Annotated in this window: 15 protein-coding genes and 1 pseudogene; 4 read left to right on the top strand and 12 right to left on the bottom strand. The window is 64.2% G+C overall.

Annotated features, from left to right (window positions below; all coding sequences use genetic code 11):
* Position 1 precedes the first annotated feature (1 nt).
* A complete protein-coding gene (gene rplC / locus ACSQ8Y_RS26530) occupies positions 2-658 on the bottom strand; it encodes a 50S ribosomal protein L3 (RefSeq protein ID WP_132133176.1) in 657 nt (218 codons plus the stop codon).
* A 310-nt stretch (positions 659-968) separates the two neighbouring features.
* Here rplC and ACSQ8Y_RS26525 point away from each other — a divergent pair, with 310 nt between their 5' ends.
* Positions 969-1,664, top strand: coding sequence for a PEP-CTERM sorting domain-containing protein (locus ACSQ8Y_RS26525; protein WP_436269388.1), 696 nt, complete (start codon positions 969-971; stop codon positions 1,662-1,664).
* Between the two features lie 56 nt (positions 1,665-1,720).
* Here ACSQ8Y_RS26525 and creD read toward each other — a convergent pair whose 3' ends face one another.
* The 4 genes and pseudogenes from creD to ACSQ8Y_RS26505 all read right to left on the bottom strand — a co-directional run.
* On the bottom strand, positions 1,721-3,154 hold the full coding sequence (gene creD / locus ACSQ8Y_RS26520) for a cell envelope integrity protein CreD (RefSeq protein ID WP_436269387.1): 1,434 nt from the start codon (positions 3,152-3,154) through the stop codon (positions 1,721-1,723).
* 139 nt (positions 3,155-3,293) lie between these two features.
* Positions 3,294-4,922, bottom strand: a complete 1,629-nt coding sequence (gene creC / locus ACSQ8Y_RS26515; RefSeq protein ID WP_436269386.1) for a two-component system sensor histidine kinase CreC — start codon at positions 4,920-4,922, stop codon at positions 3,294-3,296.
* Positions 4,919-5,707 carry a response regulator gene (locus ACSQ8Y_RS26510; RefSeq protein WP_436269385.1) on the bottom strand — a complete coding sequence of 263 codons (789 nt, stop codon included), beginning with the start codon at positions 5,705-5,707 and terminating at the stop codon, positions 4,919-4,921. The genes creC and ACSQ8Y_RS26510 overlap by 4 nt, the downstream gene beginning before the upstream one ends.
* Positions 5,708-5,803: 96 nt before the next feature.
* Positions 5,804-5,965 (bottom strand): annotated as a pseudogene (locus ACSQ8Y_RS26505) (cytochrome o ubiquinol oxidase subunit III); the annotation flags it as partial.
* A 90-nt stretch (positions 5,966-6,055) separates the two neighbouring features.
* Between ACSQ8Y_RS26505 and ACSQ8Y_RS26500 the strand changes: the two are divergent.
* Complete coding sequence (locus ACSQ8Y_RS26500; protein WP_436269384.1) at positions 6,056-7,555, top strand: PLP-dependent aminotransferase family protein; 1,500 nt, start codon at positions 6,056-6,058, stop codon at positions 7,553-7,555.
* A 122-nt stretch (positions 7,556-7,677) separates the two neighbouring features.
* Here ACSQ8Y_RS26500 and rpsJ read toward each other — a convergent pair whose 3' ends face one another.
* The 5 genes from rpsJ to rpsL form a co-directional block, all read right to left on the bottom strand.
* Positions 7,678-7,995 carry a 30S ribosomal protein S10 gene (rpsJ, locus tag ACSQ8Y_RS26495; protein WP_005663509.1) on the bottom strand — a complete coding sequence of 106 codons (318 nt, stop codon included), beginning with the start codon at positions 7,993-7,995 and terminating at the stop codon, positions 7,678-7,680.
* A gap of 167 nt (positions 7,996-8,162) precedes the next feature.
* Positions 8,163-9,353: an elongation factor Tu gene (gene tuf / locus ACSQ8Y_RS26490; protein WP_436269337.1), complete on the bottom strand. Its 1,191-nt coding sequence runs from the start codon at positions 9,351-9,353 to the stop codon at positions 8,163-8,165.
* A 77-nt stretch (positions 9,354-9,430) separates the two neighbouring features.
* The gene (gene fusA / locus ACSQ8Y_RS26485) at positions 9,431-11,536 is read right to left on the bottom strand and encodes an elongation factor G (RefSeq protein WP_436269383.1); all 2,106 of its coding nucleotides are present in this window, start codon (positions 11,534-11,536) and stop codon (positions 9,431-9,433) included.
* A 109-nt stretch (positions 11,537-11,645) separates the two neighbouring features.
* On the bottom strand, positions 11,646-12,116 hold the full coding sequence (gene rpsG, locus ACSQ8Y_RS26480; RefSeq protein ID WP_057155378.1) for a 30S ribosomal protein S7: 471 nt from the start codon (positions 12,114-12,116) through the stop codon (positions 11,646-11,648).
* 137 nt (positions 12,117-12,253) lie between these two features.
* Positions 12,254-12,637: a 30S ribosomal protein S12 gene (gene rpsL, locus ACSQ8Y_RS26475; protein WP_436269382.1), complete on the bottom strand. Its 384-nt coding sequence runs from the start codon at positions 12,635-12,637 to the stop codon at positions 12,254-12,256.
* A 317-nt stretch (positions 12,638-12,954) separates the two neighbouring features.
* On the opposite strand from rpsL, the gene ACSQ8Y_RS26470 reads away from it, so the two are divergent.
* Together ACSQ8Y_RS26470 and ACSQ8Y_RS26465 are read left to right on the top strand one after the other, a co-directional pair.
* Entirely contained in the window at positions 12,955-13,908 is a 954-nt protein-coding gene (locus ACSQ8Y_RS26470) for a GlcNAc-transferase family protein (RefSeq protein WP_436269381.1), read from the top strand.
* Between the two features lie 105 nt (positions 13,909-14,013).
* Positions 14,014-16,014, top strand: coding sequence for a phosphoethanolamine transferase (locus ACSQ8Y_RS26465; protein ID WP_436269380.1), 2,001 nt, complete (start codon positions 14,014-14,016; stop codon positions 16,012-16,014).
* 12 nt (positions 16,015-16,026) lie between these two features.
* Here ACSQ8Y_RS26465 and ACSQ8Y_RS26460 read toward each other — a convergent pair whose 3' ends face one another.
* Positions 16,027-17,682, bottom strand: a complete 1,656-nt coding sequence (locus tag ACSQ8Y_RS26460; protein ID WP_436269379.1) for a MutS-related protein — start codon at positions 17,680-17,682, stop codon at positions 16,027-16,029.
* A gap of 74 nt (positions 17,683-17,756) precedes the next feature.
* Entirely contained in the window at positions 17,757-19,424 is a 1,668-nt protein-coding gene (locus ACSQ8Y_RS26455) for a DUF5597 domain-containing protein (RefSeq protein WP_436269378.1), read from the bottom strand.
* Positions 19,425-19,432: the final 8 nt, after the last annotated feature.

The raw sequence follows: 19,432 nt of genomic DNA, 5'->3' as shown, positions 1-19,432 counted from the left end.
TTTAAGCTCCTTTCTTTGCTTTAACTTTGACAGCAGGCGAAACGACGACTTGGCCGTTTTTCGCACCAGGTACGGCACCTTTGACCAGCAGCAGCTGACGGTCGGCATCGATACGCGCGATTTCCAGATTCTGGGTGGTAACAGTAACGTCACCCATGTGGCCGGTCATGCGCTTGCCTGGGAATACGCGACCCGGGTCCTGCGCCATACCGATCGAGCCTGGTACGTTGTGCGAACGCGAGTTACCGTGGGTAGCACGGCCGGAAGCGAAGTTGTGACGCTTGATGGTACCGGCGTAGCCTTTACCGATGCTCGTGCCCTGAACGTCGATCTTTTGACCAACTTCGAACAGCGAAGCGGCGATGACTTCACCAGCTTTCAATTCTGCAGCTTTAGCAGCGTCAACACGGAACTCTTTCAACAGAGTACCGGCTTCGACACCAGCTTTAGCGTAGTGACCGGCTGCGGCTTTGGTCACGCGGGAAGCGCGACGTTGACCGAAGACGACCTGAACAGCGGAATAACCATCCGTTTCAGGGGTTTTGATTTGCGCAACGCGGTTGTTCGACACGTCCAGCACGGTGACTGGGATCGAATCCCCATCATCCGTGAAGATGCGCATCATACCAACCTTGCGACCGAGGAGGCCTAGGCTCATTTTTTCTCCATTCCCACCTACGATTGGGCGGGGCTTTGTTTAACTACAAAAATTAGTACGGGCCAGAAAAAGGGCGATCCCATACCGAAGCCGGCTAGTGTATCGCGAAAAGACCCTTGACGCAACAACTTAGTACGGGGTATGTGAACTATTTCGCCGTCGCAGCGGAAGCAGATGTCGAAATTCTTTACACCTGCAGCCGACCAGCCAGGGATGCCATCCGCAAGTATTTGATTTTAGGGAATATATATTCCCAGGAATAAATTTTGCTTACCTCGTGGAATCTCATTTACTCCCCCATCAAGACGCCATGTTGAACCAGCTCTCCCGCATCACCGCAGCCCTGCTGTGCGCCATCGCCATCGCCACCCCCGCCAGCGCAGCCATCATCCGCAGTACCGCGACGGGTACCATCGACTCCGGAACAGACTATGCGGGCGTATTCGGCGCCGCCGGGGCCAGCCTGGCCGGAAGGAGCTACAGCCAGACCATCAGCTTTGACCGCCAGACTGCCACGGAATACCAGTCCTCCCAATCCAGCGAGGCGTATAGCTACGGAAGTAATCTGGCAGTAACGGTCAGCACCACCGTCGGCGGCATCACCCTGCTAAAAAACCTGACGGGCGCCCAGGCGCATCTGTACAACGCCTACGGCCTAAGCGCGAACACCAGTAACTATCGTATAGACCAGCTGGACGCATATGCTTATCGCAACACGGCAACGGAGTATCTCTATACCAACCAAGGCATCTATTCCTATCAGAATGCGTTCGGTCTGACCGGCGATGTCGCACAGCAAGTAACGCGCAATTTCACAGCCGGCGACTCGAGCTATTTCTCATTTGAATTCGGTTACGCCAATCTTAGTCATACGCGCATCGATGGCAGACTGAGCAGTGTCGCCTTCAATGCAAGCTCCGCGGTGCCGGAACCGGCCAGCCTGGCCCTGTTCGGCCTGGGTCTGGCCGGCCTGGCGGCGAGCCGCCGCAAGCGCCTGGCGCGCTAAGCGCCCCGCGCTACCTGAAATGCCCGCCGCGATGCGGGCATTTTTCATTGCCGGCATCAGCTTTCGATCCGATACCAGTCGACCTTGCGGGTGGCCACCATCAGCGCGGCCAGCACGGCGAACAGCAGCAGGCTGCCCAGCACCAGCGCGTTGTTTTCCGAGACCAGCAGGCCGTACAGCGCGGCGTACAGCAGGATCAGGCCGCTGCCGAAGGCCAGGCCGCGCCAGCGGTCGCGCAGCACATAGCCCAGGTAGTAGGACAGCAGGCCGATGCAGGCCGCGCTGGCGACCAGGTAGGCGACGGCGAAGGGCGCATGCTCGGACAGGCCCAGCAGCAGCAGGAAGAACAGCGCCAGCGCCATGCCGACCAGCGCGTACTGCACCGGATGGATGGGCAGACCCTTCAGGATCTCGAACACGAAAAAGGCGGCGAAGGTCAACGCCACGAACAGCAGGCCGTATTTGCTGGCGCGGTCAGCCTGGCTGTAGATGTTGACCGGTTCGATAAAGGCCACGCTGAACTTGTCGACGGACGTGTCGAACGAAGCGCCCTGCCCTGCGCCGGCACCGTCGCCGCGCGCCAGCGCCGCGTGGGCGGCGGCGGACGAGGCCGGGCTGCCCGCGACCGGGACGGCGCCCTTCCAGCCGTCCTGCGCCATCGCGCTCAATTGCTGCTGCACATTGGATGCCAGCGAGGGCACGCGCCAGGTGGCCGTGAAGCCGGCGTCGCCGACCTTGCGCTCTTCCGGCAGGAAGCGGCCGCCGAACTGCGGGTGCGGCCAGTTCGAGGCCAGTGCAACAACGTTGTTGCGGCCGACCGGCACAAAATACTGGCGCTCCATGCCGGCGAGGTTGAGCTTGAAGCTGAACTTGGCCTGCGCCGGCGCAGCCAGCGTATCGGCCGGCAGCACGGCGTGCATGCCGCTCTGGTAAGCGCCCAGGCGCGCGCCCTGCTCGAACTCCAGCGTTGCGCCGTTCCAGTTCATTTTCGGAATCGCGCGCACGCCGCGCACGTCGGCGATCGGCAGCGACACGTAGGGACGCCCCACCGTCGTCACGCGCGCGTTGGCGCCGCTGCGCGGCAAGTCGGCCAGCAGCGGCACGACATAGACGCCGCCGAACTCGTACTGGCCGTTGTAGACCAGCACCTGGTGGATGCCCCGGTAGCGGCGCTCGGTGGCGATGCTGCCGCCCACCTTCAGGTCGTCCGGATAGACCAGGTGGTGGCGGCGCACGGTGCGGGTCTTGGTGCGCGGCTTGCCGTCGGCGCCGTCCTCGTCGCGCGACTCGATTTCCTCGACATAGGGGATGACCAGCACGGGGCCGACCACGGTCTGTTCTCCGACCGAATCCTCGGCGATGCTGCGCGCCGCGTCGTCGCGGTAAGCCATCCGCTCGCGGACGGTGGACTGTATCATCAGCAGCGGGATGCCGAGCAAGAGCATCAGCGCGACGATGATGCAGACTTTCAGGAGCAGTTTCTTCTGCATGGGGTTTCCTGTTGGTTGAGAGTGCGGCCAGTGTAGGAAACCTGTATGCAGGGACGATGCGGCCGGGGTGCGCCGCGTGTGCGGCCGATGTGAAGCGCGTATGAAGCGGGTATGAAGCTGGTATGAGCGGGATGGAGAGTCAGATGGCCAGCGGCAGCGGCAGCGCCAGGCGGGCGCGGCAGCCGCCGCCCGGTTCGCTGGCCACCGTCACCGAGCCGCCGTGCAGCGCCGCCACCTCGCGCACGAAGGGCAGACCCAGGCCGGTGCTTTTGCCGGCGCCGGGGCGCGGCAGCGAATAGAAGCGTTCGAACAGGCGCTGCGCCGCATAGGGCGGCACGCCGGGGCCGTCGTCGCGCACCGAGATGGCCACCTCGTCCGCCCCGCGCTCCAGATCGATGCGCACCAGCCCACCCCGCGGCGAAAAGCCGATCGCGTTGTCGAGCAGGTTGCCCAGCGCCTGGCGCAGCAGGAGCGCGTCGCCGCGCACCAGCAGCGGCGCCACATCCGCGTCGCCCCGCGCGCCGGCACCGGTGTCGGGCGCAGGCGCCAGCACACCGCCGGCCGGCCGCCCGACGGCGCGCGCTGCGCTGCCAGCGTCGCCTGCAGGGGCGCCATCCGGGCCATCCAGAGCTTCCCGGCCCAAACCGCCTTCCATGCTGCTTGCGCCATCCGCACCCCGTCCTGGCACCGGTCCCGCGTCGGCGATGTCGAGCCGCAGGCCGGCCGCCGCCAGCGCGCCGGCGAAGTCGTCAGCCACCTGCCGCGCCAGCGCGTGCAGCTCCACGCTTTCCGTCACGTCGAGCCGCTGCTGCTGCTCGACGCGCACCAGCGCCAGCAGCTTGTCGATCAGCTGCTTCTGGCGCGCGTTCTGGCTGACGATATTGCCGAGGAAATGTTGCCGCTCCTGCTCGGGCATCTCCTCCTGCAGCAATTCGGCCGAAGCCTGGATCGCCGCGATCGGGGACTTCAGCTCATGGGCCAGCGTATGCATCAGCTGCTCCGCGTATTCCTTGCCCTCGAGCCGAGCGCGCATCGCCTCCAGCGCCCGGCCCAGCGTGCCGATTTCGTTATTGCCCAGCGCCGGCAGCACCACCTTGCGGCCCGCCTCGACGTCGGCCGCATACGACATCAGCTTGCCCAGCGCGCGCGCCAGCCACCACGCCACCGCCAGGCCGATCAGCAGCGACAGGCCGAGCAGCACCGCGCCGCCGCGCAGGATGGATTGCTGGCTGCGCTCGACGAAAGCCTGCACGCCGGCGTTGGGCTTGGCCACGGTCAGCACGCCGATCAGGCGATCCTGGTCCAGGATGGGCGCGGCGACATGCATGACGGTGCTGTCCTCGTCGTCCGGGTCGGAGCGCGTGCTGCGGGCGCCGTATTTGCCGCGCAGCGTCAGGTAGACGTCGTTCCAGCGCGAGTAGTCCTTGCCGGTGTCGCGGCCGTCGCTGTCGAACAGCACGATGCCCCTGGCGTCGGTGATGTAGATGCGGTAGTCCAGGCGCGCCTTCGGCATGCCGCTGATATGGGCGCGGATGGCGCCGCGCGCATGGTCGCGGAGGCGGGGCAGCACGCCGGAAGAGAGCAGCGTGCCGGCCTTCAGGTCGGGGGCGACCAGCGCGGCCAGCAGGTGGGCGGTGCCGACCAGCGCATCCTCCTGGGTGGCGCGGACGCCGGGCTTCACCTCGGCCATGAAGACATTCAGCAGGAACCACGCGGCCAGGCCGACCACCAGGAAGTAGCCGAGCAGGATGCGCAGGCCGATCCTCATGGCAGGGCGAGGCTGTAGCCCAGGCCGCGGTGGGTCTGGATAGCGTCGGCGTCGGGCGCGACGGCGCGCAGCTTGGCGCGCAGGGATTTGACGTGGGCGTCCACGGTGCGGTCCAGGGTGTCGGGCGAGTCGGTCCAGACGCGGTCCATCAGCTGCGCGCGCGACAGCACATGGCCGGGATGCTCGACCAGGGTTTTCAGCAGCAGGTACTCGTAGCGCGTCAGGTCCAGCGGGCGGCCGCGGTACAGGATGCGGGCTTCCAGCGCACGCAGTTCAAACGGCGCGGCCGCTTGCGGGGCGCATGGAGGCTGGGTGGCGGGCGGCTGGGCGGCGGCAGGTGGTGCGGCAAGTGCGGCGGCAGGTGCCACGGGGGAGGCAACGGCGGGTGCGGCGGCGGGTGCGGCGGCGGGCGCAACCCGGCGCAGAATGACGCGGATGCGCGCCACCAGTTCGCGCGGCGAAAACGGCTTGGTCACGTAGTCGTCCGCGCCGATCTCCAGGCCGACGACGCGGTCGATCTCGTCGCTGCGGGCGGTCAGGAAGATGACGGGCGCGTCCGAGAACTGGCGCAGGCGGCGGCACACCTCCAGCCCGCTCATATCCGGCAAACCGATATCGAGCACCACCAAGTCCGGCAGCGCCGTTCCCGGCTCGCCGCGCATGACCGCCAGCGCCTGTTCGCCCAGCATCACATGGCGCGGCGCAAAGCCATCGGTGCGCAGCGCATAAGCGATGCCGTCCGCGATCGCCTGCTCATCCTCCACAATCAGGATAGTCCTGGCCATACCATTTCCATAAATTCAACACCCGCAGACTCTACCGCCCCGCGCCCCCAAAGTCCACCCCTGGGGTCAGGCCTGCATTGCTGCGTCCGGCGCGGCCAGGCTGGCCATGCCGAAGGTGAAACTGCCGGACAGCAGCAGCATGGTTTCACCCAGCACGAAAGGCAGTTCGAACAGCTGCTTGCAGCCGGGCCCGCCAGCCGTCGCCTTGGCCAACACGCCGTAGGTGGCGAACAGCACCGCGAAGATGAGGCACTCGCTTGAGGAGCTTGTTGCACATGGTTAGCCTTGTATGGATAATTTACGTTTCATGCAGTCTAAAATGCGACAAAACCCATACATCGAGACACAGTGTCCCAGACTTCCTCCATACAAGCGGCCGGGTCGCCTGGCTGGCTAGGCCACTTCAGCCCGGACGGCGGCCCGCGCTACCTGCAGATCGCCGGCTTCATCGAGCGCGCGCTGTCCGACGGCCGCTTGCAGCCGGGCGACCGGCTGCCGCCGCAGCGCCGCCTGGCAGCGCTGCTGGGGGTGGATCTGACCACCGTGACCCGCGCCTACGACGAGGCCAAGCGCCGCCACCTGCTCGAAGGCCACGGCGCGCGCGGCACCTACGCGGCCGCGCCCAAGGTGGAGCTGGCGCCCATGCTGGACCTGGGCATGAATATCCCGCCGCCGCCGGCCGGCGTGGATTTCGACGACATGCTGAAGCAGGGCCTGTCCCAGGTGCTGATGCGCACCGACAGCGATTTGCTGATGAGCTACCAGCTGGGCGGCGGCAGCCCGGCCGACCGCGCGGCGGGCGCCATCTGGCTGGCGCCTATGCTGGGCAAGGTGGATCCCGAGCACATCGTGGCCTGCCCCGGCGCCCAGTGCGCGCTGGCGGCGATGATCCTGGCGCTGACCCGGCCGGGCGACGTGATCCTGGCCGAGCCGGCGGTCTACCCCGGCCTGCGCGCGGCGGCCGGGCAGCTGGACAGGCAAGTGGTGGCGGTGGACGTCGACGCGCATGGCATGCGGCCCGACGCACTGGAGCAGGCTTGCAGAAAACACCAGCGGCAGCAGCGCACTTGTTTGATCTACCTGAACCCCACGCTGCAGAACCCCACCACGCACACCATGCCGGAACCGCGCCGGCGCGAAATCGCCCAGACCGCGATCCGCTGCGGCGCCGCCATCATCGAGGACGATCCGTACTGGCTGCTGGCTGGCGGCGCGGACACTGGTGGCGTGCATGCGGACGCCGGCACGGCCGGCGCTGCGCCATGGCGCGGCGTGGCGCAGCACACGCCACCTGCGCCCCTGGCGCAACTGGCCCCGCGCCATGTGTATTACATTTCCACGCTGTCGAAGTGCCTGGCGCCGGGGCTGCGCACGGCCTTTATCGTGGTGCCGGATGCGCAGGTGCGCGAGCGCTTCGTCCTGGCGCTGCGCGCGCTGGTGCTGATGCCTTCGCCCCTGGCCGGCGCGCTGGTGACGCAGTGGATACACGACGGCGCAGCGCAGCGCCTGCTGGCCGGGGTGCGGGAAGAGGCGCAGGCGCGCCAGCGGCTGGCGGCGCAGATCCTGGCCGGCCTGCGCCCGCCGGCCGACGCGGGCGCGCACGACGGCATCCACCTCTGGCTGCCCTTGCCGGACTACTGGGATTCGGCCGAACTGGCGCGCGCGGCGCATGCCGAAGGCCTGACGCTGATCGCATCGGACGCCTTCGACAGCGGCGCGCAGCCGCCCAACGCCATCCGCATTTCACTGGGCAGCATCCGCGAACGTGCGCGCCTGGCCGGTGCGCTGCGCAAGCTGGCCCACCTGCTGGGCCGCCGTCCATCGCTGCCGCGTGCCATTCCGGTGTAGTGCAAGCACGCGCAAAAAAACGGCCGTAAACGGCACCGGGGCCGGGAGCTGCGCGGTTAAGCGCAAGTCCCGGCCCCGGTGGGCTGGCGGCAGCGATGAAGCCGCCGCCTTGCCGAAATCAATTATTGCAGTTTGATTTCTACGTCCACGCCAGCTGGCAGGTCCAGCTTCATCAGCGCGTCAACGGTCTTGTCGGTTGGGTCGACGATGTCCATCAGGCGCTGGTGGGTGCGGATTTCGAACTGGTCGCGCGAAGTCTTGTTGACGTGCGGGGAACGCAGCACGTCGAAACGCTGGATGCGGGTTGGCAGCGGTACTGGACCTTTTACCACGGCGCCGGTGCGCTTCGCGGTGTCAACGATTTCCAGTGCGGACTGGTCGATCAGCTTGTAGTCGAAAGCTTTCAGGCGGATACGGATTTTCTGGTTTGGTGCGGACATGTTATTTCCTTAAAAGAACGAGCCGGCGGGAGCGCGCGGCAATAAGTAACACAAACAGGTGCAGCTAAGAGGCGAGATCATAGCACCAAAATCGGCGCCATGCCCGTCCCTGCGACAAAAAAAGGCAGCGCCGCGTGCGGCACTGCCTTCTTGTCTAACCGAGGCTATTAGGCCAGGATTTTTGCCACAACGCCGGCGCCGACGGTACGGCCGCCTTCGCGGATTGCGAAGCGCAGACCTTCTTCCATGGCGATCGGGTTGATCAGCTTGACGGTGATCGACACGTTGTCGCCTGGCATAACCATTTCTTTGTCCGCTGGCAGTTCGATCGAACCGGTCACGTCAGTCGTACGGAAGTAGAACTGTGGACGATAGTTGTTGAAGAACGGAGTATGACGGCCGCCTTCGTCTTTCGACAGAACATAGATCTCGCCGGTGAAGTGGTTGTGCGGCTTGATCGAGCCTGGCTTGGCCAGAACCTGACCACGCTGTACGTCTTCACGCTTGGTGCCGCGCAGCAGCAGGCCAACGTTGTCGCCGGCTTGACCCTGGTCCAGCAGCTTGCGGAACATTTCCACGCCGGTGCAAGTGGTCTTGACGGTGTCGGTGATGCCGACGATTTCGATTTCTTCGCCGACTTTCACCACGCCGCGCTCTACACGACCGGTTACCACGGTGCCGCGGCCCGAGATCGAGAACACGTCTTCCACTGGCATCAGGAAGGCGCCGTCCACTGCGCGCTCTGGCGTAGGGATGTAGCTGTCCAGTGCGTCGGCCAGGGCCATGATGGCCACTTCGCCCAGGGGACCGGTGTCGCCGTCCAGCGCTTTGCGTGCCGAACCCTTGATGATAGGCAGGTCGTCGCCTGGGAAGTCGTACTTCGACAGCAACTCGCGCACTTCCATTTCAACCAGTTCCAGCAGCTCTTCGTCGTCCACCAGGTCGCACTTGTTCAGGAACACGACGATGTATGGAACGCCAACCTGGCGGGCCAGCAGGATGTGCTCGCGGGTCTGTGGCATAGGGCCGTCAGCTGCGGAGCAAACCAGGATCGCGCCGTCCATCTGCGCTGCGCCGGTGATCATGTTCTTGATGTAGTCGGCGTGGCCTGGGCAATCTACGTGAGCGTAGTGGCGGGCAGCGGTTTCGTACTCAACGTGCGCGGTGTTGATGGTGATGCCGCGTGCTTTTTCTTCCGGTGCAGCGTCGATCTGGTCGTAAGCTTTAGCTTCGCCGCCGAATTTCTTCGACAGAACGGTTGCGATTGCTGCGGTCAGGGTGGTTTTACCGTGGTCGACGTGACCGATGGTGCCAACGTTGACGTGCGGCTTAGTCCGCTCGAATTTACCTTTTGCCATTTTATTCTTCCTTAGAACAAGATTTTCTTAAAGATGCCCGGCCGGGGGATCACCCTTCGGCCGGACCATCCAATATTTTACTTCGCTTTAGCGGTGACGATTGCGTCGGTAACGTGCTTAGGCGCTTCCGAGTAGTGCTTGAATTCCATCGTGTAGGTCGCACGGCCTTGCGTTGCGGAACGCAGCGTGGTCGAGTAACCGAACATTTCCGACAGAGGCACTTCGGCTTTGATGATCTTGCCGCCGCCGCCTGGGATCTCGTCCATGCCCTGCACCATACCGCGGCGGGACGACAGGTCGCCCATCACGGTACCGGCGTAGTCTTCCGGCGTTTCCACTTCCACAGCCATCATAGGTTCCAGGATGACTGGAGCCGCTTTACGGCAGCCGTCCTTGAATGCCATCGAAGCGGCCATCTGGAACGCGTTTTCGTTCGAGTCCACGTCGTGGTACGAACCGAAGAACAGCGTGACCTTGACGTCGACCACTGGGTAGCCGGCCAGAACGCCGGTGCCCAGCGTGCCGCGTACACCCTTTTCAACTGCAGGGATGTATTCGCGTGGCACGGTGCCGCCCTTGATGGCGTCAACGAACTCGAAGCCCTTGCCCGGCTCTTGCGGTTCGATCTTCAGAACCACGTGGCCGTACTGGCCGCGGCCGCCCGACTGCTTGACGAACTTGCCTTCGGACTCTTCGCACACCTTGCGGATCGTTTCGCGGTAAGCCACTTGTGGCTTGCCGACGGTCGCTTCGACGCCGAATTCGCGCTTCATGCGGTCAACTATAATTTCCAGGTGCAGCTCGCCCATACCACCGATGATGGTCTGGCCCGACTCTTCGTCGGTCTTGACGCGGAACGACGGATCTTCCTGAGCCAGACGGTTCAGCGCCAGACCCATTTTTTCCTGGTCGGCCTTGGTTTTTGGTTCCACGGCCTGCTGAATCACAGGCTCAGGGAACACCATGCGCTCCAGGATGATGATGGCGGTCGGATCGCACAGGGTTTCGCCGGTGGTCACGTCTTTCAGACCAACCGCAGCGGCGATGTCGCCGGCGCGCACTTCTTTGATCTCTTCGCGCTGGTTCGCGTGCATCTGCAGAATACGACCCAGACGCTCTTTACGGCCTTTGACCGAGTTGTACACGGTGTCGCCCGAATTGACGGCGCCCGAGTACACGCGGAAGAAGGCCAGCTGGCCGACGAACGGGTCGGTCATGATCTTGAATGCCAGCGCCGAGAATTTCTCTTCGTCGGAAGCTTTACGGGTGGTCGGCTCTTCGTCTTCGTCCGTGCCTTTAACGTCGGCGATGTCCAGCGGCGATGGCAGATACTCGATCACCGCGTCCAGCATGGCCTGCACGCCCTTGTTCTTGAAGGCGGTGCCGCACAGCATAGGAACGATTTCGGAAGCGATGGTGCGGTCGCGCAGCGCTTTCTTGATCTCGGCTTCGGTCAGGTCGCCTTCTTCCAGGTACTTGTTCATCAGGTCTTCGGTCGCTTCAGCAGCGGCTTCAACCATCTTCTCGCGCCACTCGGCGGCGGACTCGGCCAGCTCTGCAGGAATATCGACGTAGTCGAATTTCATGCCTTGCGACGCGTCATCCCACAGGATCGCTTTCATCTTGACCAGATCGATCACGCCTTTGAAGTTTTCTTCAGCGCCGATAGGGATCTGGATCAGGACCGGGTTAGCCTTCAGGCGAGCGCGCATCTGCTCGTAGACCTTGAAGAAGTTGGCGCCGGTACGGTCCATCTTGTTGACGAAGGCCAGACGTGGCACTTTGTACTTGTTGGCTTGACGCCATACGGTTTCCGACTGTGGCTGTACACCGCCTACTGCGCAGTAAACCATGCAAGCGCCATCGAGCACGCGCATCGAGCGTTCAACTTCAATGGTGAAGTCAACGTGGCCCGGGGTGTCGATGATGTTGATGTGGTGCTCAGGGAAGTTGTTCGCCATGCCCTTCCAGAAGCAAGTCGTTGCCGCCGAAGTAATGGTAATACCGCGTTCCTGCTCCTGCTCCATCCAGTCCATGGTGGCTGCGCCGTCGTGCACTTCACCGATTTTGTGGTTTACGCCGGTGTAGAACAGCACGCGCTCGGTGGTGGTCGTTTTACCAGCGTCGATGTGAGCGGAGATACCGATATTGCGGTAGCGCTCAATGGGGGTCTTGCGGGCCATAGTTAATCCTAAATCTTTTAATGGACAAAACCGGACGCCATTTTTTGCAAAATGAGCCCGGCTTCGAACAAATGATTAAACGGCCGGAACCAGGTTCCGGCCCGTTTTATTAGAAGCGGAAGTGCGAGAACGCCTTGTTCGCTTCAGCCATACGGTGCACTTCGTCACGCTTCTTCATTGCACCGCCACGGCCTTCAGCCGCTTCCATCAGCTCACCGCCGAGGCGTTGTGGCATGGATTTTTCGCTACGCTTGTTCGCAGCTTCACGCAGCCAGCGCATGGACAGAGCCATACGACGCACTGGGCGGACTTCAACCGGCACCTGGTAGTTTGCACCACCGACGCGACGGGATTTCACTTCAACCAGCGGCTTGGCGTTGTTGATAGCGGTAGCGAACACTTCCAGCGGGTCTTTGCCGGACTTCGATGCGATGTGCTCGAAAGCACCGTAGATGATGTTTTCTGCGACCGATTTTTTACCGGACAGCATCAGCACGTTTACAAACTTGGCGACATCGGTGTTGCCGAATTTTGGATCCGGCAGAATCTCGCGCTTGGGTACTTCACGACGACGTGGCATATCAATTCCTTTCAATCTTCAGTTGAGCTTGCGACGATATGTTTCGCAGCTCGCGGATCACCATCATAGTGGTCCACTTACTCGGTCAGTACGACCGATACATTCACTTAGTCAGTTTCGACCAGGCGAAACTTGTATTACTTCTTGCTGGCTTTAGCGCGCTTGGTACCGTACTTCGAGCGAGCTTGCTTACGGTCTTTAACGCCCTGGGTATCCAGTGCACCGCGAACCATGTGGTAACGCACACCCGGCAAGTCTTTTACACGACCGCCGCGCAGCAGAACAACGCTGTGCTCTTGCAGGTTGTGGCCTTCACCGCCGATGTACGAAATGACTTCGAAACCGTTGGTCAGACGAACCTTGGCTACTTTACGCAGCGCCGAGTTAGGCTTCTTAGGAGTGGTGGTGTACACACGGGTGCAAACGCCACGTTTTTGCGGGCTGTTTTCCAGCGCCGGCGATTTGCTCTTCACGCGCAGGGAAACACGTGGGTTGCGAATCAGTTGATTGATGGTTGGCATCGTTGTTAATCCAACAAAATTACTACCGTTGACAACCCGGACAAAGCGTCCGGGGGCTAAAACCTAGTCCCGATCTTTGACTAGCCTCGCTGCACCGAAGGCACGAGCAGCCACTCACCAGGAGCGGCCTGCAAAACGCGTAGACGATGCGCAGATTAAATCGAGAACTCGCGAGTATAGACTGGTAAACAACGCCAGTCAAACCCTTTCGCCGGCGGCAAGGGCAGGACGCCGCATTTCCATCGCCCCGCCGCGGGGGGGCTGTCTGTGCAATATGGAAACTGTTACCATTTCCATCACCACAGCGGAGGACGTCCTTGAACCAGAACATTTTTGTCAGCCTGGCGTCCTACCTGGACCCCATGCTGTTCTTTACGCTCAACGAGGCCGTGGCCAAGGCCGCCCATCCCGAACGGCTGCGCTTCGCCGTGGTGGACCAGCATTACGCCAGCCAGCGCGCCGCCATCGCCGCCCTGCCGTACGCCGGCCTGATCCGCTATGTGCACGTGCAGGTGCAGGACACGCTGGGCGTGAGCTGGGCCCGCAACCTGGCCTACTCCTTATATGACGGCGAACAGTATCTGTTGCAGATCGATTCCCACACCTGCTTCGAACCCGGCTGGGACGAGTCGCTGCGGCGCCAGCACGGGCAAGTGCTGGAACTGTCGCCCAAGCCCATCCTGAGCACCTACCCCTACCGCTTCGACATGGTGGACGGCGCGCCGCACTACACGCCCCCCGAGGGCAAGACCGTGCTGGTGCTGCGCCCGCACCCGGAGACCCCGCTGCAGCCCGGCGGCGACGTGGTGCTGCGCTTCATCGCCAAGCACCTGTTTACCGACCGGCCGGTGCCCGGCTGCCACATCGCGGGCGGCTTCGTGTTCTGCCAGGGCGCCTTCATCGACGAAGTGCCCTACGACCCCTATTTATACTTCCACGGCGAGGAGCAGAGCCTGGCCGTGCGCGCCTACACCCGGGGCTGGGACATCTACCACCCGCTGCACGTGCCGCTGTACCACTTATACAAGGCGGCCAACACGCCGCACGAAAGCCACCACTGGCACGGCGCGGTCGACCAGCTGCGCGCCTTCAGCGGCGCCTACCTGACGGTGCGCGCGGCCGAGCGCCTGAAACGCCTGCTGTGCGGCGACGGCCTGCCGGGCGCCTACGGCCTGGGCGGCGCGCGCAGCATGGACCAGTTCGCGGCCATGAGCGGCATCGACTACCGCGGCGGCACGCTCAGCGATCCCTTCCACGGGCAACTCTGCTAGCCGCGCCCGGCCGGCCGCCGCGGTCCGCCCGGCGCGCCGCACAAAGCGCTCGCCGCGCGGCCCAAACGGCACGATAATGGGCAACTTTTTTCGATTCCCCGTGTCATGCCCCTATTGCTGCGTACCCCCCCCGCCGCCAGCCTTGCCGCCAAGGCCTTCCTGCTGCTGAGCTATCTGGCCCTGTCGGCCGTGCCCTTCGTGCCGCTGCTGCTGGGCAAGCCGGTCGAACACCCCTGGCAGACGCTGGGCATGGAGGTGGTGGCCTGGACCGCCGTCTGGGCCGTCTTCAAGCGCCCGGCCTGGTTCCACTGGCTGCTGCTGCCGGCCTTCCTGGCGCTGCCGACCGAGGTCTACCTGATCATCTACTACGGCCAGGGCATCTCCACCCACCACCTGGGCATCATCGCCGAGACCAGCCCCAAGGAAGCGATGGAATTCCTGGGCCGCACCATCTACCTGATGGGTGCGGTGATGGCCGGCGTCGTGGTCTGGTATCTGGCCACGTGGGGCATCGCCATCAAGACCCGCGCGCTGGACTGGAACGACGGTTCGCGCTGGACGGCGCTGGCCCTGGTGGCGGTGATGGCGGGGGTGACGGCCTACGGCTGGGAGTTCGGCGTCGGCGGCAAGCCGGCCGCCAAGGCGGCTTCGGCTTCGCTTGCGGCTTCGGCGTCGGCGTCGGCGTCGGCGTCGGCTGCGCCGTCCACCAACGCCTCTGTCGCCGCCTCCCCGCCGTCCGCCGGCGTGGCCGCGTCTGGCTTCGGCGACGGCGCCCCGGCCGAGGAGGAGGACGCGGAAGAGGAGGAAGCCAGCGCCCCGGAGACCGGCGCGGTGGAGGCGGCCGCGCGCACCGGCTGGAAGCTGGCGCCGCTGCCCTACTGGGCCAAGGTGCCGGTCGACTTCGAGGCCTTCAGCAACACCTGGCCCTTCGGCCTGATGGCGCGCGGCGCCGATTTCTACAGCGAGCGCCAGCACCTGGCGGAGCTGGGCAAGAGCAGCAGCAGCTTCACCTTCAAGGCACGCCAGAGCAGCGCGGCAGGCGGGGCGCCTGGCGCCGAGTCGGAAGTGGTGGTGCTGGTGCTGGGCGAATCGTCGCGCTACGATCGCTGGAGCCTCAACGGCTACCAGCGCGAGACCAATCCGCTGCTGGGTAAAGAGAGCAATCTGGTGGTGCTGCGCGACGTCATCACATCCGTCTCGGCCACGCGGCTGTCGGTGCCGGTCATCATCTCGCGCAAGCCGGCGATGCAAAGCCTGAAGGACGGCTTCGCCGAAAAATCCTTCATCACGGCCTACAAGGAAGCGGGCTTCAAGACCTACTGGCTGTCGAACCAGATCTCCTTCGGCAAGTTCGACACGCCGGTGTCGGTGTTCGCCAAGGAGGCCGATGTGATCCAGTTCCTGAACCTGGGCGGCTTCACCAACAATTCGAATTTCGACCAGATCCTGTTCGACCCGCTCAAGCACGCGCTGGCCGACCCGGCGCCGAAAAAACTGATCGTGCTGCACTCACTGGGCAGCCACTGGAACTACAGCCAGCGCCATCCCAAAGAGTTCGACAAGTGGCAACCCTCGCTGTACGGCATCGACAAGCCGGCCTACACCGACCTGAAGATCAAGCCGCAGCTGAACAACAGCTACGACAACTCCATCCTCTATACCGACTGGTTCCTGGCGCAGGTGATCGCCGCGCTGAAGGAAAAGCAGCAGCCCGCGTCCATGCTGTACGTGGCCGACCACGGACAGACGCTGTACGACGGCACCTGCCGGCTGGCCTTCCACGGCCACAACACGCAGTATGAATTCCACGTGCCGGCCTTCGTCTGGTATTCGGACCAGTATGGCGAGCGCCATCCCGGCAAGGTGCAGGAACTGGTCAAGCACAAGAAGGCGCGCCTGGCCACCGAGAACATGTTCCACACCCTGCTCGACATGGGCGACATCCGCTACGAGGGCGAGCGCCTGGAGTGGAGTTTCCTGAACAAGAAATTCAAACAGCACAAGCGCTACGTCGACAGCTACGGCTGGACCAACTACGACAACGCCATCATCAAGGGCGACTGCCGCGAAGTGATCGACAAGAACAAGCCCTTGAAGCAGGATTGAGGCGGCACATACTCAGGAGACGGGCATGACCGACGGCATTGCGGCAAACACGCTCATAGTGTTGACCGGCGCCAAAACATGGCCGCAGTCGTCCGGGTGCGCGAGGTACTCGCCAAGCCAGTTGTGAACCTGGGCGGCTTTCGCTTCGATGGCGGGGCCGAAGCCGCGCGCGCCGAGCAGGGCCAGGCCGTTGGTATGGGCCAGCACACCGGGGCGCACGCGCAGCTGGCCGCCTTCGGCGCTGACGCACAGCGGAGCGAGGCGATGTGCCAGCAGCGGCGCCAGCACCAGGTTGTGCGATGAGACGATCACCGTACCCTGCTGCGCCAGCGTGTCCAGCACGGCCGCCGCGCCGGATACCGATTCAAGATGATTGGTGCCTCGGAAAATTTCGTCAATGATGAACACGGCGCGGCCCTGCCCCGCCAGCGCCAGCAGCTCGTGCGCGCGGCGCAGTTCAGCGATGTAGAGACTTTCGCCGCCGGCAAGCGAGTCTTCGCTCTGCATGCTCGAATAGACCGGCAGCGGCGGCAAGGCGGCGCTACGCGCGTAGCAGAATCCAAAGGCGCGCGCGGTGATCAGGTTCAAGCCCAGCGTGCGCAGCAGGGTGCTCTTTCCTATGCCGTTCTGGCCGGAGATGAAAGCACCCTTATCCTGCAGCGTGAAGGTCAGCGGCATGGCTTGCTCGAGCAGCGGATGCACTACGCCGTCCAGCCGCAGCGACGGGCCATCTCGACCATCGGCATTCCAGCAGCTTGCCGGTGCGGTGCGGAATTCGCGGGCCAGCGCGAGGTCCGCTTCCAGCCCGGCCAACATGCGGTAGCTGAGGCGCAGGAAGTCCCGCTGCGCGAGGAACACGTCGCGGCCTTCGAAGTAGCGGCGGATATTGGTCAGCCCGACCCACTCGCCGTATTCTTTCATGCCGGGCACCACGCTCTCCATCGGCGAACGTCCCAGCTTGCGGCTGATCCTGCCGGCGAGCGCGGCGCCACTGCGGAACACGCTGGCGGCCCCGGCCAGCGTTCCGGACGCACGGTCCACACCAGCCGCACCGCCCTGCCCGTCGGCCAGGCCACCGAGCAGGCTATGCACCCGCAACTGCAGCTGCAGCGTCGCCACCAGCCGCTCCCATTGCTGCGACTGGTCGTAGAAACTCACTTGTACCGCCATCAGCGCGATCCACGCAGCACCTGCCAGCAGCGATGCCGGCCACCAGAACAGCGTCAGCGGCAGCGACAGCAGAAACATCCAGGGCAGCCATTGCAGATGCTTGCTCCAGCGCGGCGCGGCTTGCGGGCCAGGGCCGAACAGCCACTCGGCGATCTCGGCCTGCGCGCAGCGCAAGTCCTGGCAAGTGGCGTGCAGCGTATTGCGTCCGGCATCGTCGTCCACCAGGGAGCGCACGCGGTCGATGGATGCGGCGCTGGCCGCGCCACCGCGCAAGCGGCGGTGCAGTTCCTGCTGACCGAAGATGCTGGTTTCGCGCGCCAGCCGGTCCGCATACTGGTCGAGCAGCATGTCGCTCCAGGTCTGCTCGTCCACCAGCGCCGGCTCGGTGCCCTCCGATGCGGACAGCGCAGGCTCATACTGAGCGTATTTGGCCACGTCGCTGCGCGCGAAGGGGTAGTCGATTACAGGGGCATTGAAGCCCGCCAGAATTTTGAACATGTCCGCAAGGGTGTGCTTGAATTCCTGGCAAGTAGTGGCACTTGCCAGGAATTCAATGCCTTACGGAAAAACAATCAACGGAACTTGTACAGTTTGACCTTCTGCACCGTGTAGCCGTCGCCCGCCAGGCGGATGTGGCGGCCCTGGTGGGTCTGGTCGCCGTTCATCCAGCGCCCGTCCTGCCAGCGCCCGCCGACGAAACCGCCTTCGGTCGCCGACTCGATGGCCACCGCGGTGCCCGCTCCGGCCGGGTCGCGGAAGGTGACGGTGATGCCCTTGCCGGCGACGATGAATTCGTCGGCGCCGGTCTGGATCACCAGCCCGCCGCGGCCTTCATATTCCAGGCTCTCGGTCTTGCCCCACTGGTTGGCCAGGCTCACTTCGAGCTGGTAGGCGCCCATCTGCACTTTCGACGGCGCCGGGTCGACCACGCCGTCGTAGGACACATTGGCCTTGAAGCCGCGCATCACACCCTTGCCCTGCGACTGCATGATCAGCGGCTCGAGCTGCTTGAGCATGGCGTAGGCGCCGCGCACCGAGTCGTTCGGCGCATCCTTCAGGTCTTCGACGCCGAACGGCGAATAGCCGATCGCATCGAGTTCGCCGATGGAGAACATGGCGTTGGCGCCCAGCTCGGGACGGCCGATGCGGTTGCCCTCGGGGACGAACAGCGGGTTGTCCGGCCGCTTGAACAGCCGCGCCCATTCCGCGAAGTTCGAGAAGTAAGTGTCGATGGCCAGGATGTCGACCGCCGGCGCGCCGGCCTTCCAGATGTCGAACAAATGCGGCAGCGGACCCGCGCTCGGATACTCGCCGGGCTTCTTGCCGGGCCGGTTCAGCGCCACGTTGACGAACATCGGCAAGCCGTAGGCCGCCTTGCCCGCCGCAGTCAGCGCGTCGGTGAAGACCGCGTAATGCCAGGCCTGGAACACTTCCTGCGCCTCGATGGCGTCGCCGAACACTTCGCCCCAGTTGCCGGCGCTGCGCCCGCCGTGGCCTTCCCACAGCTTGCGCACCATGGGATGCAGGGTGGCGCGGTTGGCGGCCAGGTAGGCCGTCAGCGCGGCCGGCACCGGACCGCTGAAGGCGGCGTTGGCCGGCGCGCTGTAATCGCGCACGTCGGGCAGCATGCCGATCTCGTTCTCGACCTGCACCATCAGCACGGTGCGCTGCGGATCGACCTGCTTCAGATGCTTCATCATGGCCGCGAACGCGGCCTGGTCGGCCGCCAGCGTGGCCGCGCTGAACGGCGACAGGATGTCCTGCGCCTCGCCGGCGCGGTTGCGCGCGCGCGGGAAGCGCTGCTGGTCGCGCTTGACGAAGGCCGGCATATAGGTCGACATGGAGTTCTTCCAGGCGCCGAACCACAGCAGGATCAGGCGGCTGTCGCTGGCGCGCGCCTGCTTCAGCATGCCGTCCAGCACCGCGAAGTCGAAGCGGCCTTCCTGCGGCTCGACCTGGTCCCACTGAACCGGGGCCAGCACCGTGTTGACGCCGGCGCTTTTCAGCGCCGGCCACAACTTCTCCAGATACGGCAGGCTGGAAGCGGACGAGTTGTGCAACTCGCCGCCTAGCACGAGGAAGGGTTTGTTGTCGACGATGAGCTGCGTGGCCGTACCCTGCTTGCGCAAGTGCGGCACGGGCGCCGGCCCCTCGGCTGCCGCCGCGACGGACGATGCGAACAGCATCGCGGCCGCCACGGCGGCAGCGGGCCGCCACCGCTTGTATGAGCGAAGTGTCATGCGGCCCT

This window comes from Pseudoduganella sp. LjRoot289 (assembly GCF_964252925.1).
In the GTDB taxonomy this organism is placed as follows: Bacteria; Pseudomonadota; Gammaproteobacteria; order Burkholderiales; family Burkholderiaceae_D; genus Rugamonas.
The sequence above is the reverse complement of the archived record's forward strand: the minus strand, read 5'-3'. Positions and strand labels throughout refer to the sequence as shown.